The organism is Pseudomonas fluorescens (genome assembly GCF_001708445.1).
GTDB classification, from domain to species: Bacteria; Pseudomonadota; Gammaproteobacteria; order Pseudomonadales; family Pseudomonadaceae; genus Aquipseudomonas; species Aquipseudomonas gorinensis.
In genome coordinates, this window is record NZ_CP015637.1 from 3596436 (window position 1) to 3611525 (window position 15090).

Consider the following 15090-nt stretch of genomic DNA (forward strand, 5'->3'; position numbering starts at 1 on the left):
CCTCCCTTGATTATTTAGTGGTTTTCCCCAGAGCCTTGGCCACCAGTTGTTCGTAGAGTTCGGCGTAGGGTTCTACCGCCTGGCACCAGTTGAAGGGTTGGGTCATGGCGCGGCTGCGCATGGCATTGAGCAGGCCTTTGTTGGCGAACACCCTGAACGCACGGCTCAGCGCTTCCTCATAGCTTTGCACCGTGGACTCATTGAACAGGAACCCGGTGACGCCATTCTCGATGGTGTCCGCCAGGCCGCCGGTATTGCGTGCCACCGGCAGCGAGCCGAAGCGTTGGGCGTACATCTGGCTGAGGCCGCAAGGCTCATAGCGTGAAGGCATCAGCAGGAAATCGCTGCCGGCGAACATGCGGCGTGCATCGGTCTCGTTGAAGCCAATGCGCACACCGACTTGGCCAGGGAAGCGCAGCGCCAGCTCACGCATGGCTTGTTCTTCCTCCGGCTCCCCGCGCCCGATAATCGCGATCTGGCCGCCGTGCTCGACGATAAAGCTGGCCACTGCTTCGGTGAGGTCCAGGCCTTTCTGGTAGACCAGGCGCGAGACCACGGCAAAGAGTGGGCCGGTGGAGTCATGCAGGCCGAACAGCTCACGCACGTGGGCAGCGTTGATTGCCTTGCCTTCCCAGTCACCGATATTGAAGTTGTGGGTCAGGTGCGTGTCGGTGGAGGTTTCCCAGCTTTCATCGATGCCGTTGGGAATACCACTGAGCAAGCCTTGCTGGGTCTTGGCGGCGAGGAAGCCGTCGAGGCCGCAGCCAAATTCCGGGGTGGTGATTTCCTGGGCGTAGGTGGCGCTCACCGTGGTGATATGGCTGGAGTACGCCATGCCGGCCTTGAGGAACGACATCTTGCCGTAGAACTCCATGCCTTCCTGTTGCAGGGCATGGGGGGGAATGCCCAGTTCCGGGGTCGAGGCCAGGCTGACCACGCCTTGATAGGCCAGGTTGTGAATGGTGAACAGCGTTGGCGTGCGTGACCCACGCCAGTGCATATAGGCCGGGGCCAGGCCAGCTGGCCAGTCGTGGGCGTGCACCAGGTCCGGGCACCAGTGGATCTGGGCGAGGTTGGCGGCCATGTCGGCGGCGGCCAGGCCCAGGCGGGCAAAGCGGATATGGTTGTCGGGCCAGTCACGGCCGTTGTTGGCGCCGTAGGGCGTGCCTTCGCGCTCGTAGAGCTCGGGGCAGATCAGCACGTAGATGACGAGGCCATCCTTGAGGTCCATGCGCCCGATCTTGCACGGCGGCAACGCGGCGTGGCCGCCGAGTTCGCCGATGATATGGATCGGGTTGTCGCTTTCCATCACCTGCGGGTAGCCCGGGATCAGCACTCGTACATCGTGCAGGTGCGCCATGGCGCGGGGCAGGGCGGCGGAAACGTCGCCCAGGCCTCCGGTTTTGACCAGGTCGGCGAATTCAGAGGTGACGAACAAGACTTTCTTTCGGTTCGGGTTCTGACTCACGATCGGCCGCACAGTGTTGGGCAGGTCGGCCAACGAGGTGGGCCCCCCTGCCGGCTTACTAAAACGCTCTCCCTGAGTCTCTACAGCGGCACTGATCATAATTCTCTCCCACGTGTTGGTCGGCTAACGGCCCGCTGCCACTAGCTCCGAAGACCGCATCCTGCGGCCAGGCGCACAAGCGTTATACAAACTGGCAAGGCTTATGCCAGATGCACGGTCAGCTGAAATAGATTGGATGGACGGGCATCGGCTGTGAACTGCGTGCGCTCGCGCCACCTTAAAACTGGACCTACGGCAGAGTTGTAAAGTTTCGATTTTTTGCGGGGTTTTTGTTTTGGAACGGACCCATCAGTCATGAGTCTAGGACAGATCCCAGAGCCTGTAGGGTTTATGTGGGAATTTTGTAGGACAAAAACTTGTAACGAGGGTTGTGGCGAGCAGGCTCGCCCTGCGCTGGCGTGCGAAGCGCTCCCAAACGGTTTTGGCGGCTTGCACCCCGTTGCCAGTTTTCAGGGCCGTTTCGCGCCCCACCGCGGGGCAAGCCTGCTCTTCACAGAGAGGGTATTCCCATCATGAGTGCAGGCCGCCCCTTATTGGTGCGTCAGCCGAGTAGGCGAATGGGCGCTCCATCAGCCCAAGCCTGGATGCTTTCGATCATCTGCTGATAAAACTGCCGGTAGTTCTGCTCACTCACATACCCCACGTGGGGCGTGGCCAGTACGTTGGGCAAGTGGCGGAACGGGTGATCGACCGGCAACGGCTCTTCGGCATACACATCCAGCGCAGCGCCTGCCAGGCGACCAGCGGTCAAGGCCTGCACCAGCGCCTGCTCATCCACGATAGGCCCGCGCGCGGTGTTCACCAGCCGTGCGCTTGGTTTCATCCAGCCCAGCGCCTGCGCATCCACCAACCCGCGACTGCGTTCGCTGAGCACCAGGTGAATGGTCAGGATGTCGGCCTGTTCGAACAGTTCGCGCTTGCTGACCCAGGTCACCCCGGCTTCGGCGGCGCGCTGCGGCGTAAGGTTTTCACTCCAGGCGATCACCCGCATGCCGAACACCTGGGCGAACTGTGCGACTTTCTGGCCGATGCTGCCTAGGCCGAGGATACCCAGGGTCTTGCCGTACAGGTCGCCGCCCAGGCCCACTTGCCAGTGGCCGGCGCGCAGGGCATTGGCTTCGGCGAGCAGGTTGCGGGTGGAGGCCATGATCAGCGCCCAGGTCAGTTCCGGCGCGGCGTGCTTGTAGCTGTCGGTGCCACATACCTGGATGCCCAGGGCCTTCGCGGCCGCAATGTCGATGGCGGCATTGCGCATGCCGCCGGTCACCAGCAGCTTGAGGTTCGGCAGGCCTTGCAGCAGGGGTTGATCGAAGGTCGAGCGTTCGCGCATTACGCAAATCACCTCGAAGCCTTTCAGGCGCTCGATCATCGTGGTGGTTTGCGCCGGATAATCGTGCAGGAAGTGCACCTGGCCGACGGTGTCCAGGACCGACCAGTCCACCACGCCTTGGGCCACATTCTGCCAATCATCAATGACTGCAATCTGTACCGACATTCACGAGTGCCTCGAAAAAGGTTGGATTAAAGGGCGCTCAGGCCCTGCAACAGTGCGGTGTGAAACTGGGCCGGTTCTTGCGTTTTCGGTGCATGGCCTAACCCCGGGAATTCCACCAGGGTTGCATGGGGAATACCGGCGGCCCGAGGTCTTTGCCGATGGCGGTGGTGGCGGACGTGCCGATCAGCAGCAGGGTTGCCATCCGCAGGTTCTTGAATGCGTAATACACTGGCCGGGTGAGGATCATGTCGCAAATCGACGCCGAGTTCCATGCCACCAGCATATGGCAGGGGCGGTCGCTCAGGCCGGCATATCACGCTCGTCCCGTTTGGCCGCACGTCATGGCTGCAGACACCAGGCCCATGTGTATGTATTTCTGTTGATACACCGCACGATATCCGGCCTCATGGAATCCCAAAACACGCCCGTGAGGAAGTCGCAGCCCTCTTCAACCCCCAGCCAGTAATATGAGTCATACGGAACGGGTAATGGCGAACCGTATACGGTCCGCATAAACGATATGCCATCGGCATAATAGATACCTACAGCGCCAGGTAGTGATTTGCGCCAGGCGACGGCCTGGCTCCAATTCATTCCTGCACGATTTTCACGCAGTTGCCATACGTTGCTGACCTCTACACGGTATGACGCGGTATTGCCTGCCCTGTCTTCTACATCGATATAGGTGCTTCCGTTAGCCATGCCCCTGACCTTGCCGTCGTTTAAGTTGACCGTCGCGATACCTGGGTTTCTTGAACGGTATGAGTAAGGAGGCGAGCCCCCTTCTGCCTCGCGTATCTGGGCATTGCCCGGGTATTCCTGGCCGTTTCGTGGCCAGCCGGGAGCGACGATGGCTCGCCCGTTCAAAATCATGGTCGAGTTGCCAATAGTCAACGGCGGCGCTTTTAAAACGGAGTAGATCACCGGTGGAAACACGATCGCATCCGCCCGTTCTGGGCTGGTGCTGAACGCGGCCGAGAACTCCATCGTCAGCGTCGAAGCGTGGTCCAATTCATTGAGGTAAGTGGCCAGGATCGGATGTTCGTAGCGACCCTGGTTTATCCAGTCGCCATTGACACGATCACCCCCGCTGCCGTTTAGGAGGGTGATCGGGTAATTCACGCCGTTCTTTTTGCCTGTCAACGTCAGCCAAACCGGCCAGAACTCGGTAATAAAGTGCCAGGTGCCAATATGGGCGGTCGCCCCGTCAATCACTTTTGCCAGGTCGAGTATTTGGGTTTGTTGATCTGCTTCGTTGATACGGATGATGGTTTTCTGCAATTCATCCAACGGAATAGGCAGCACCTTCACGGTCAATATCTCAGAGTCCGGCGACGGTTCACCCCTGCGGGTGACCACGTACTTGAACGTCATGAACTGATCGCTATTGCCTATGTTGGCCGCAATGGCCTGCCGGGGGATGTCGAACACGACCTCTCCCGCTAATTCGTTGCCGAATTTGGCCGGGATGTCCGGCGAGCCTTGCCCTTGCCTACCGAGCATGGACACTTTGATGGAGTCGGTGTCGAGCATCCCCACGTAGCGCACCACCAGGTCGCTGCCATTCAGCGCATCCAGCGGCGCCAGCGTGGCCCTGCCTGGCCCGGTGATCGTGGCTCGGACCAAGTCCGGTGGTGGCAGGTCCATCAGGCCTCGGGCAATCAGCACGGACGTGATTTCGGAGTAACGCGTCGGTTCCAGCCCACGCTTGAGGGTGTAGGAAACAATTACGTCCTGATCAAGGTTGCGTTCGACAAAGACGTACGGCACCACGAACTCAGCGAGTTCGCCATCCCGGTGGACATCGTAGTCGACTTGGGTGCTGGCCAGCGGGCCTGTCCACCACAAGATCATCTGGTCGCCTGCGCGCGTGCTGGCGAAGGGGGCAATGACTTTGGCGCCATTCTTTACATCGTCCGGGTCCAGTTGAGCGCCCGATGCCTTTTCGATCTTGGGTGGGGGCATATCGCGTTTGGGCTCGCCCACTTGATAGGTTTCGCTCAGTGAGTCCTGCCCGGTGCGCAGAAGGGTGTAGAACACCTGCACGCGCAACCCGTCAAACCGCTTGATATCTTCACCCGGTACGGTGAACGAGAGCACGCCCTTGTCATTCGGGATGCTGTCAAACCGTTTGCTCTGCTTGTACTCAGTCGTGATGTTGGGGTTGCTGACCAACAGCGTGATCTGGATGAGGTCGTCGGGTCGCCAGGTGTCCTGTTCACGAAAGCTGACGGTGGCGTTGGCAGGGCCTGGGGGGATAATGTCGCCTACCGCCTCTACCACCCAGGGGGCGGGCCATTTCAGCGCTTCACCGATAACCGACAGGAACAGATTGTGCGAGCGCTTGGTCGGCTGCCCGTTACCCTCCAGCAAGTAGTGAACGGTTGCGCTGCCACTGGCAATGGCCTTGACCAAGGCATTCGGTACGTCGAAATAGTAAGTCCTGCCCCCAGGTAACACCTGATCGTCAATATGGGGTACAGAGCCATTTTCATTGGTCCCGGCCCAAATCAGAAAGACGCGCTCGTAGATCCGGGCATTGGCGGCTGAGACATAGAGCCCGATTCTTACGTGTTGATTGCCCAACTGAGCCAAGTCGATGGTGGGGGCCGTATCGGGAAAATCCAACCAGGGAGGGTCCAAACGATCATTGCGCAGGTACACCGATATCCAGGTTATGACCGACCACAGAGCCCTTGGGTCGGGACCATTGCCGGTGGGGCCTATCACTTGGAAAGCGACTGGCAATTGCTCGCTGTCGCCGACATCGATAATCGTCGGGTACTCCACGGTGAGCTTGATGTCAGACCCGACGTCAGCGGGTTGCACTCGGTACTCTATGATCACGTTGCCCCAGGCCAGCCGAAGTAGATCATAGGGCGCCATATTCTCCCAGTGTCGGAACGTTATCTGAACACCGAGCTTGGCACGGTCATCATTGATACCGTCAATTTCTACATCGGGCGGCAGCACCAGGACCAGTTTTCGATTGCCGGGCTGGGTGGGTTCCGGCGCGATGCCTCCTGGACGACGCAGATTGACGCGCAACCGCAACGGCATGGTTTCCGAAGGGTTCCCACTGAGACGGATGACCCTGACCTGTACCGGGTCGGCCCACGACTCGCGAATGAAATTTTGGGAGATCGTAAAGGGGATACGGGTCAGGTTTTCGTCGCCGTCGCGAATCTGGTTGAACGCCACCGCGACGCCTGCCCAGTAAAACTCAAAGCTGGTGCCTTTGGGCGTTGAAGGCGGACGGGCAATATGCACCACCAGGGGAATCTCGGTATGCCGAATGCCGATGCCACCATCGGCCCGCTCGTGGTCGCCTACGATAGGGGGTTGCAAGAGCCCAATCTCGACCGGTGGCAGATCGGGTACAAACGGATTGACCGGTGCAGGGTGCTTGATCATGAGGATTTCCTCGCAGGCGTATGGCGAAATTGAACCTCTGCGCGAGGACCGCTGACTACTGTCAACTCTGACAGGTGGCGACGAATGGAACGAGAAGCGGCCGGTGTTGAGACCACTGGTCGCTACCTGTCAACTCTGACAGTAGCCATGCCCCGCCCATCATTGTTTGATAACACCAACCGCTCAATAGCGTCGCTTGAGTGTTCGCTTGATCAGTCGGAGAGAATCCATGGACATTGCCCTGGCCCCCCAATCACCCCGCCAACCCAGGCAACTCGATCGCCTCAATATTCCGGGTATGAAGCAAAACGTCATTGGCTATGACGGGGGCGTTGGCCTCTGGTTGCTGACGTATGGCTTGACGGTGGTGGTGGACAGGAACTGGCTGGCAAGCCCGGGCGATGTGATCAATATCGTGCGCATGCCCGATATGCTGCAATTGGCAACCCTGATGCTCAAGGAGGGCGATGAGGCGGCCAACCATTATTTCTTCAGCATTGAACACAAGAACCTTCCTGATGGTGAGGTGCGGCTGGGGTACGTGGTGCATTTCAAAGAGGGAGGCGAGGCCGCTTCCTACACCTTGAGCGTGTTGGTGAAGACTGACCTGCCGGGTGGAAGAAACAATAATCCACCGTTCCCTGGCGTAGGGCATTCAGAGCTCAAGTTCACCCTGTCGACCACGATTATTGACCCTCCGGATGCCATACGCGGGGTAACGGTGACAGTTGCCCCCTATCCGAACATGCATGCCCGGGACATGATCCATTTCTCTTGGGCAAGCGTCCTTATCATCCAACAAGTGGCGGGGGTTGGCCGCGAAACCGTGTTCAACATCAGTCGTGACCAACTGATGGAAGGGGGCGACGGCACCGACCTGTTGGTAGGGTTTTTACTGGTGGACCAGGTAGGCAACACGTCGACGGACAGGTCCGCAGATACCAAGGTGCAGGTGAACCTGGATAGTACGCGGCTAGAGGGCCCGGCCATTATCACCGATGGCCCCGTTGACACTATCGATATAGAGCGACTCAATGGCGAGGACCTGCTCATCGAGATGCACAACTCTGCAGCCATCGCCCCGGCGGGAAGTCTGTACGACATAGACTTCCGGTCCTACCCGCCCAACGGGGGTGTGATTGTGCATCGTGATTTTGAACGGGTCATCACGGCTGGCAGGACGGTCACGCACAATGTCCCATATGGTGTGGTGCGTGCCGCTGCAGGCGGCCGGGTGGAAATCAAGTATGTGCTGAGGAAGCAGAATCCTGCCGTCGATCTGTATTCGAGAATCACCGTTGCGAAGGTATTCGGCTCGATTGTCAGGCTTGAGGCGCCTTATTTTGCCGAATACCCCGGCCATACGGTGCATCCTATTCCCAACTCCGCGCTGGTGAGTATTCCCTATTACCCATGGCGTCAAGCGCAGGATAAATTGACCCTGATCATGCGCTATGTCCGTGGATTGAATGATGTGGTGGTGTTCAGCGAGTCGAAGCTGGTCGGCGACTCGTGGCCAGAAGGCGCCCCCGTGCAGCGTTTGATCTACCGCCAGGACCTTGAACGATTCGACGGGTACAAACCGTACCTCTATTACGTCGTGGAGCCGCGGATTGTTGAGGGTTCTACGCCGGAGTTGAATGAATCGTTGCGCCAGTTGGTACAGATTGGCCTTCCGGTCAGCGCCGACAGATGACTATGTCCAAGGCCCCGTCAGATAGGCTACGAGGCCATAGCGCGCTGTTTTGGCGATAGAGACCATAAGCAAGAAGCGCCACAGGGGTTCGCGCATCACCCCGGCCACCAAGGTCAGGGGGTCGCCTATGATCGGCACCCAACTGAGCAACAACGTCCAGTGCCCCCAACGCGCGTAATGGCCGCGCGCCTTGTCCAGTTGCCGGGCACTCACCGGGAACCAGCGTCGCGCCTTGAAGTGATCCACCCAGCGGCCCAACAGCCAATTGACCAGCGACCCCAGCACGTTGCCTAAAGTGGCGATGCCCAGCAACCACCACAAGCTGTACTGGCCGCTGAGCAGCAAGCCCACCAGCACGGCTTCCGATTGCAGCGGCAGCAGGGTCGCGGCACCAAAGGCCGCGACGAACAGCCCGAGGTAACCAACCAACACCGATCAGTGCGCCGGGTACTCGGCGACCACGACATCCTGGCCGTCACGCGTCAGGCCAATGACCTGATAGGCCTCGGCTTGACCGTCCACTTCCATCCCCGGCGACCCCATGGGCATGCCCGGTGCGGCGATGCCCAGCAGGTCGTCGCGCTTGCGCAACGCCAACACCTGTTCGGCGGGGACATGACCCTCGACGAATTTGCCGTCGATGACCGCGGTATGGCAGGAACCCAGGCGCGGGGCGACGCCCAGGCGTTGCTTGACCGCGCTCATGTTGGTTTCGACGTGGTCATTGACCTTGAAACCGTTATTTTCCAGGTGGCTGATCCATTTTTTGCAGCAGCCGCAATTAGCGTCGCGGTGTACGTCGATGGGTATCAAGTCGGCGGCTTGGGCCAGGGCGGTGGTGAACAGGGCTGACAGCAGGGCCAGGCGCAAAGGGGTTTTCATGGAAGGTCTCGTCAGCAGGAGGTGGCCATTGGGATGGTGGCGATCATGACCACGTCATCGCGGGCAAGCCAGCGCCGCCGGTGCGCGACGCCAGTGGTAATGTTTCAAAATTATACGAAGTCGGGATTTTCCAGCCGGTGCTTGAGCTGGTCCAGCGCGATCGTGGACAGCTCGATCATGCGTTCATGCAAGCTCGCCAGTTGCAACTCCGTCTCATAGGTCAACACGCGCTTGAACAGCGTGCCGCCGTTATAGGGTTGCAAGACGTAGTGTAGGGAGCCGTCGACAGCCAGGGAGGTGAACACGGTCTTGAACTCCCCAGGCTTGTGCGCGATCTGCACGCGATAACTCATGGGAACCCGTACACCCAGCAGGTCGATGACCTCGGTGAAACGCGCGCCGGCGGGGAGTGAGCCGCTGGTGCCGGTCTCGGCACCAAGGGAGGTGGGGTGCCATTCGTGCCATCGATCCGGTTGGGTCACATAGTCATAGACGGCGTCGATAGGGGCCTGGATAAAACGTTCCTGACTGATCCGCTCCAGGCGAATCGACTGCTCAGCGCGCATGGCACACCTCCTGTGTGGCGAAACTATGCACCGTGAGCTGTCAGAATAGTCCCACTCCCGCGTATTGCACGGGAGTGTTTCATCCATTTATCAGCGCACCTTGAATCGGCTCATCAACGCAATCACCCGACCGTTCGCATCCAGCAGGCTTTGTGTATTGGTTTCAGTGGCATGGCCGCTTTGTACCAGCTCTTCGACCATATGTCGGATCTGCACCATGCTGCGGTTGATCTCTTCGGTCACTGCGCTCTGTTGCTCGGCGGCCGTGGCGATCTGGGTACTGAGGTTGTTGATATGGCTGACCGAGCCAGCCATCTCATCCAGGCCGCTGTTCACCCGTGCGGTAGCGTCCGCCGCCGACTGGCAGCTGGCCTGGGTGTTTTCCATGGCCGCCACGGACGAACTCACGCCCGTGGTCAGGCGCGCGAGCATCTCATTGATCTGCGAGGTGCTGGCCTGGGTCCGCGCCGCCAGCGCACGCACTTCGTCCGCCACCACCGCAAACCCACGGCCTTGCTCGCCGGCACGCGCGGCTTCGATCGCCGCGTTGAGTGCCAGCAGGTTGGTCTGGCCGGCAATCGCGCCAATGACCCCGAGGGTTTCAGTGATGCGCGCGGCGTCCTGGCGCATGTTTTCCACGGTGTGGGTGGCACTGGCGACTTCACCGATCAACGCACTGACGCTGGTAGAGGCTTCACCCACGACCACACGGGAGCGGTCGGCGTGCTCATTGGCGCGCTGGGTGAATGCAGCGGTTTCGGCGGCGTTGTGCGCCACCGTGTCGGCGGTGGAGCTCATTTCGGTGATCGCGGTGACGGTCTGGTCGGTCTCCGAGGCATGCCGCACCAGGATACTGTTGGTCTGCGCCGAGGTTTGCTGCAATTGCGCCAGGCCAGACGACATGGCCCCGGTGGCCAGGGTCACTTCGCCGATCATGTTTTGCAGGTAGACGATAAAGCGGTTGACCGAGTGGCCGATGGCGCCGAGTTCGTCTTCGGCGCGGATGGTGATGCGTCGCGTGAGGTCGGCGTCGCCGGCGGAGAGTGCGTCGATGTTGCTTTTCAGCGTTTTCATGCGCTGGACCAACTGGCGAATCGCATAGGCCGCCAGCAGCACCAGCAGCAGTACCATGGGAATTTGCAGCAGCGCCAGGGTGCCGAGCACGTCATCGCGCTGGGCGGTGATCAGCGAGGTGGGCAGGGCGGTCGCGAGGAACCATGGCGTGCCTTCGATCGGGCGCATGTAGAAGGTGCTGGCCACGCCCTGGTTGTCGAACTCGCTGCGTTGCAACTTCTGGTCACGCTGGCCAAGGGCTTTGCTGATCATGGCGGCGAACGCCGAGGTGCCGCTCAGTTCGCTGATGTTCTTCAGCACCACCGGGCTGTTGATACGTGTGCTGTTGCTGATGATCTTGCCGTCGCCTTCGACGATCAGCATTTGCCCGCCGATGTCTTTTTCCTTGCTCGCCACCAGGTCGTTGAAGAAACCCAGGGTCACGTCGATAGTGGCAACGCCATACGCCGCGCCATCACGCTGGATGGCCATGGCGCAGTTGGTGCGCGGCTCCTGGCTGGCGTCGTCCTTGTAGGCCGCGGCCCAGGCACATTGCCCGCGTGGCGCGGCGAGGCCGCCCTTGTACCAGCTCTGGTCGTAGTAGTTGGGCGCCGGGTCGCTGTTCCAGAAGGTGTTCACGGCCAGCTTGCCCGACGCATCACGGTGCCAGAAGGTGCTGTGCTTGTTGCGCCCGGGCGTGCGCTGGTTGGGCAGCGGCCAGATACCACCGCCGAACACTTTCAGCTCGCCATACTGGTCCACCAGGCCTGGCAGGACCTTGTCGATGGCATCGCTGTCGAGCAGGGGGATGGTTTGGGTGATGGTGCGTTGCTGGGCCTGGACTTTGTTCAACTCGCCCTGGATCTGTACCGCAACCTCGGCGATGCGATTGAGTACGACCTGCTCTTCAGTCTGGCGCAGGGTGGGCGCGACCAATTGGCCAATGCCCACGACGGTCAACACCAATAGCATCAGGACGAACAGCACCAGGAACACGGTGTAGCGAGCTTGGATAGAGCGCAGTGGGGGCATGGGGGTCGTCCTTACGAAGCGTTTATTGTCGACGCGGCTTTGTTAGAGCTTCGTAGGGCTATCGGCTTGGCGCGCAATAGCTTTAGGTACGAGGGTGCAAGGAAGTGGGAGCCCCTTGATAAAGGGGCTCCCTGGCAGGGCTCGTCAGATATCCAGCATTGCCATGACTTCCTTGGGGTAGCGCAGGCCAGCTGTGGCGTCGGCAGGGAAGATGGCGTCCAACGCCGCCAGTTCGGCCGGGGTGAGGGTGATCGATACAGCCGCTACGTTCTGTTCCAGGTACCTGCGCTGCTTGGTCCCGGGGATTGGGATGATGAAGTCACCTTGCGCGAGCACCCAGGCCAAAGCCAATTGCCCGGCGGTGACGCCTTTGTCAGCCGCCAGGCGTTGTACCTGTTTCACCAGTTGCAGGTTTTTCGCAAAGTTATCGCCCTGGAAACGTGGGCTGAGACGGCGATAGTCATCGGCGCCGAAATCGTTCGGGCTTTGCAGGGCGCCGGTGAGAAAGCCCCGGCCCAACGGACTGTAGGGCACGAAGGCAATGCCCAGGCGTTGGCAGGCGGCCAGGCAGCCGTTGTCTTCCTGGTCGCGGCTCCACAAGGAATATTCGCTTTGCAGCGCGCTGATCGGGTGCACCTTGTGGGCGCGTTCCAAGGTGGCGGCGGACGCTTCGCTCAGGCCCAGGTAACGCACCTTGCCTTGCTTGACCAGTTCGGCCATGGCGCCGACGGTTTCTTCGATGGCGACCTCAGGGTCAATGCGGTGCTGGTAATACAGGTCCAGTGTCTCTATGCTCAGCCGCCGCAACGTGCCGTCGATGGCCTCGCGGATGTACTCGGGACGCCCATTGACGCCGCGCCGCGCCGGGTTCGCCGGGTCGCGCACGATGCCGAATTTGCTCGCCAGGAACACTTGCTCGCGTTTGCCGGCAATCGCCTGGCCGATCAGTTGTTCATTGGTGTGCGGGCCGTACATGTCGGCGGTGTCGAGGAAGTTGACCCCCAGTTCCAGCGCGCGATGCAGGGTGGCCGTGGCCTCGGTGGTATCGGTGTCGGGGGTGTAGAAGTCGGTCATGCCCATGCAGCCGAGGCCGATGGCGGAAACACGTGGGCCGTTTTTACCGAGTTGACGAGTGTGCATGGGTGCAGCTCCTGTTGAGGTAGGCGCCTATTGTTACCCTCGACAAAACCGGGATAAACCGGCTAAAAGCACTATCACTATTCGTAAAATCTAAATAATCCATAGAGGTGGCGAGATTTGGACCGTTTCAACGCAATGCGCGTGTTTACCCGGATTGTCGAGTTGGGCGGGTTCGCCAAGGCGGCCGACAGCCTGCAACTGCCACGCGCGTCGGTGACGATCCTGATCAAGCAACTGGAAGCACACCTGGGCGTGCAGTTGTTGCAGCGCACGACGCGTCAGGTCAGTCCGACCCTGGATGGCACGGCGTATTACCAGCGTTGCGTGCAATTGCTGACAGACCTGGAGGAAACCGAAGCGGTGTTTTCTACCCGCAGCCAGAACCCGCGCGGCACCCTGAGCATTGATATGCCGTCGGGTATCGGGCGCCTTATCGTGATCCCCGCGTTGCCGACGTTCACCTCGCGTTACCCGCAGATTGAACTGGAGATCAGCCTTAATGACCGCCCGGTGGACCTGATCCGTGAAGGTGTGGATTGCGTGCTGCGCGGTGGCCCGGCCCTGGACGAATCACTGGTGGCCAGGCCGCTGGCAATGATGGACCAACTGACCTTGGCCAGCCCCGGGTACCTGGAGCGTATGGGGGTGCCCCAAACCCTGGACGACCTGGCCCGGCATCAGATGGTTGAGTATGTGTCCAGCGCCAGCGGCAAACGCTTCGGGCTGGAATTCGCATTAGCGAACGAGTTGCGGAGCGTCAACCTGGCCAAGACTGTCGCGGTGAACAGTTCAGACGGCTATTTCTCTGCTTGCGAAGCCGGATACGGGTTGATCCAGGCCCCCCATTATCATGCGATGCAGCAACTGGCCCGGGGGACGCTGGTGGAAGTGCTGCCACACCTGCCAGTCCCGACAATGGCCCTGACGGCGCTGTACCCGCCGCACCGCCAGTTATCACGGCGGGTGCGGGGGTTGTAGGAGCGAGCTTGCTCGCGAAGAACTCACAGGCGCCGCGTTCATTCAGGCAACACGCGTTATCGTTGACGTTTTTCGCGAGCAAGCTCGCTCCTACAGAAGGCAATGTACGCTTAACTGAATGTCATTAGAGCAAGACCGCTCGCCACAAAAGTCCACTCGCTTTGCACGCTGAATCACAGATTTAGCGCCCCACACAAGCTTGATCACCGCTCACATCACACCGTGAGCGGCACCGCAATCAACAGGATCGCCGTGCCATGGGTCAATATCGCCGCCAACACGCCGTAACGCATGCGCACCAACGCACAGGCCAGCCCTTCGATCAGAGTAAACAGCAACACCGGCCAGCCCAACTGAGTGACGCTCAGGGCCAGGAATGCATGGCAGGCCGCAAAGGCCACGCCACTGATCAAGGCCGCCCGTAATGGCGTCAGTTGCTGCTCGAGATACCCCTGCAAATAACCGCGAAACAGCACTTCTTCCAAGGCGTTGGCGCCATAAGCCAACACCACCATGCCCGGCAGCCATACCCAGTAGCCAGGGATCCCATGCGCCTCGATGCCCTGATACAGCCGCAACGGCACTCCGATCAGGCAGCCCACGACAAGCCCCACCGCAAGGCCCAGCGCCCGATGCCCCCTGGACCAGACAACCCACCGCGACCATTCCGGCGCCATTTGGGCAAGCAGCGCAATCAGCAGCAGCGACAGACCACCCAGCGCCGCCAGCACAAACGTATTGGCCGTGAACGCAATCTGCACGGCGTCACTGAGCGCCCACAGCCCCAGCGGCGTCATGACATCGCGCATCAGCACAAAGGCCACCAGCAGAATCAGGATACGCATCGCCGGCAATGACCTGGGCGTCAGCACGAACCACAGGCCGAGCAGCAGCACGCCCGGCGCCACGTAAGCGGTGTAGTGGAGCAATACCGCCATACCTTGGGCGATCATCGGCGGTTCAATCGTGGGTGACGGCCGTCAGTTCGATCCATGGTCATGCCCCCTTGTGGCGACGCTGCCATTCATCCACGACATCGCCCAGGGTCTTAGGCTGCTCGTTGCGGATCCAGGCCATGAACGGCCGATCGAACCTGAACCCAGGGCCGCAGTGTTCGAGCATGAAACGGCGCACGTTCTGAGTGTTTTTATAGCGTGGGGTGACGGGGGTGCTACGGGTGATGGGGTCGCTGTGCCAATTGAAATCCATTTGCCTGTGCCTCTGATCCCTCGGGAGCACGCAGCATAGCGCCAAAATGCCACTGCGGGCGCCGCTCAACCGACGCCCACAGTGGTTTTTTCAGCGC

Annotated in this window: 12 protein-coding genes and 1 pseudogene; 2 read left to right on the top strand and 11 right to left on the bottom strand. The window is 60.3% G+C overall.

The features are described 5' to 3' along the window. Nucleotides 1-10 precede the first annotated feature (10 nt). From glgA to A7317_RS15865, 4 genes and pseudogenes are all read right to left on the bottom strand, one after another. The gene (gene glgA / locus A7317_RS15850) at nucleotides 11-1567 is read right to left on the bottom strand and encodes a glycogen synthase GlgA (protein ID WP_024075740.1); all 1557 of its coding nucleotides are present in this window, start codon (nucleotides 1565-1567) and stop codon (nucleotides 11-13) included. Nucleotides 1568-2069: 502 nt separating this feature from the next. Continuing rightward, nucleotides 2070-3023 carry a D-2-hydroxyacid dehydrogenase family protein gene (locus tag A7317_RS15855; RefSeq protein ID WP_069076282.1) on the bottom strand — a complete coding sequence of 318 codons (954 nt, stop codon included), beginning with the start codon at nucleotides 3021-3023 and terminating at the stop codon, nucleotides 2070-2072. Between the two features lie 26 nt (nucleotides 3024-3049). After that, nucleotides 3050-3333, bottom strand: a pseudogene (locus A7317_RS15860) (alpha/beta hydrolase); the annotation flags it as partial. A 29-nt stretch (nucleotides 3334-3362) separates the two neighbouring features. Beyond that, nucleotides 3363-6437: a hypothetical protein gene (locus A7317_RS15865; protein WP_069076284.1), complete on the bottom strand. Its 3075-nt coding sequence runs from the start codon at nucleotides 6435-6437 to the stop codon at nucleotides 3363-3365. 229 nt (nucleotides 6438-6666) lie between these two features. Between A7317_RS15865 and A7317_RS15870 the strand changes: the two genes are divergently transcribed. Then, a complete protein-coding gene (locus A7317_RS15870) occupies nucleotides 6667-8133 on the top strand; it encodes a hypothetical protein (protein WP_024075736.1) in 1467 nt (488 codons plus the stop codon). Here the strand turns inward: A7317_RS15870 and A7317_RS15875 are convergent, their stop codons facing one another. From A7317_RS15875 to A7317_RS15895, 5 genes are all read right to left on the bottom strand, one after another. Then, the gene (locus A7317_RS15875) at nucleotides 8134-8565 is read right to left on the bottom strand and encodes a YqaA family protein (RefSeq protein WP_024075735.1); all 432 of its coding nucleotides are present in this window, start codon (nucleotides 8563-8565) and stop codon (nucleotides 8134-8136) included. Between the two features lie 3 nt (nucleotides 8566-8568). Continuing rightward, nucleotides 8569-9015 carry a DUF411 domain-containing protein gene (locus A7317_RS15880; RefSeq protein WP_024075734.1) on the bottom strand — a complete coding sequence of 149 codons (447 nt, stop codon included), beginning with the start codon at nucleotides 9013-9015 and terminating at the stop codon, nucleotides 8569-8571. Nucleotides 9016-9125: 110 nt separating this feature from the next. After that, a complete protein-coding gene (locus A7317_RS15885) occupies nucleotides 9126-9581 on the bottom strand; it encodes an SRPBCC family protein (protein WP_024075733.1) in 456 nt (151 codons plus the stop codon). 90 nt (nucleotides 9582-9671) lie between these two features. Next, nucleotides 9672-11666 (bottom strand): methyl-accepting chemotaxis protein, encoded by a 1995-nt coding sequence (locus tag A7317_RS15890; RefSeq protein WP_069076285.1) that lies wholly within the window; start codon nucleotides 11664-11666, stop codon nucleotides 9672-9674. A 144-nt stretch (nucleotides 11667-11810) separates the two neighbouring features. Continuing rightward, nucleotides 11811-12806: an aldo/keto reductase gene (locus tag A7317_RS15895; protein WP_069076286.1), complete on the bottom strand. Its 996-nt coding sequence runs from the start codon at nucleotides 12804-12806 to the stop codon at nucleotides 11811-11813. A gap of 117 nt (nucleotides 12807-12923) precedes the next feature. Between A7317_RS15895 and A7317_RS15900 the strand changes: the two genes are divergently transcribed. After that, a complete protein-coding gene (locus A7317_RS15900; protein ID WP_069076287.1) occupies nucleotides 12924-13784 on the top strand; it encodes a LysR family transcriptional regulator in 861 nt (286 codons plus the stop codon). Between the two features lie 215 nt (nucleotides 13785-13999). Here A7317_RS15900 and A7317_RS15905 read toward each other — a convergent pair whose 3' ends face one another. Together A7317_RS15905 and A7317_RS15910 are read right to left on the bottom strand one after the other, a co-directional pair. Further along, the gene (locus A7317_RS15905; RefSeq protein ID WP_069076288.1) at nucleotides 14000-14737 is read right to left on the bottom strand and encodes a CPBP family intramembrane glutamic endopeptidase; all 738 of its coding nucleotides are present in this window, start codon (nucleotides 14735-14737) and stop codon (nucleotides 14000-14002) included. Between the two features lie 43 nt (nucleotides 14738-14780). Further along, complete coding sequence (locus tag A7317_RS15910) at nucleotides 14781-14993, bottom strand: DUF6434 domain-containing protein (protein ID WP_024075863.1); 213 nt, start codon at nucleotides 14991-14993, stop codon at nucleotides 14781-14783. Nucleotides 14994-15090 lie beyond the last annotated feature (97 nt).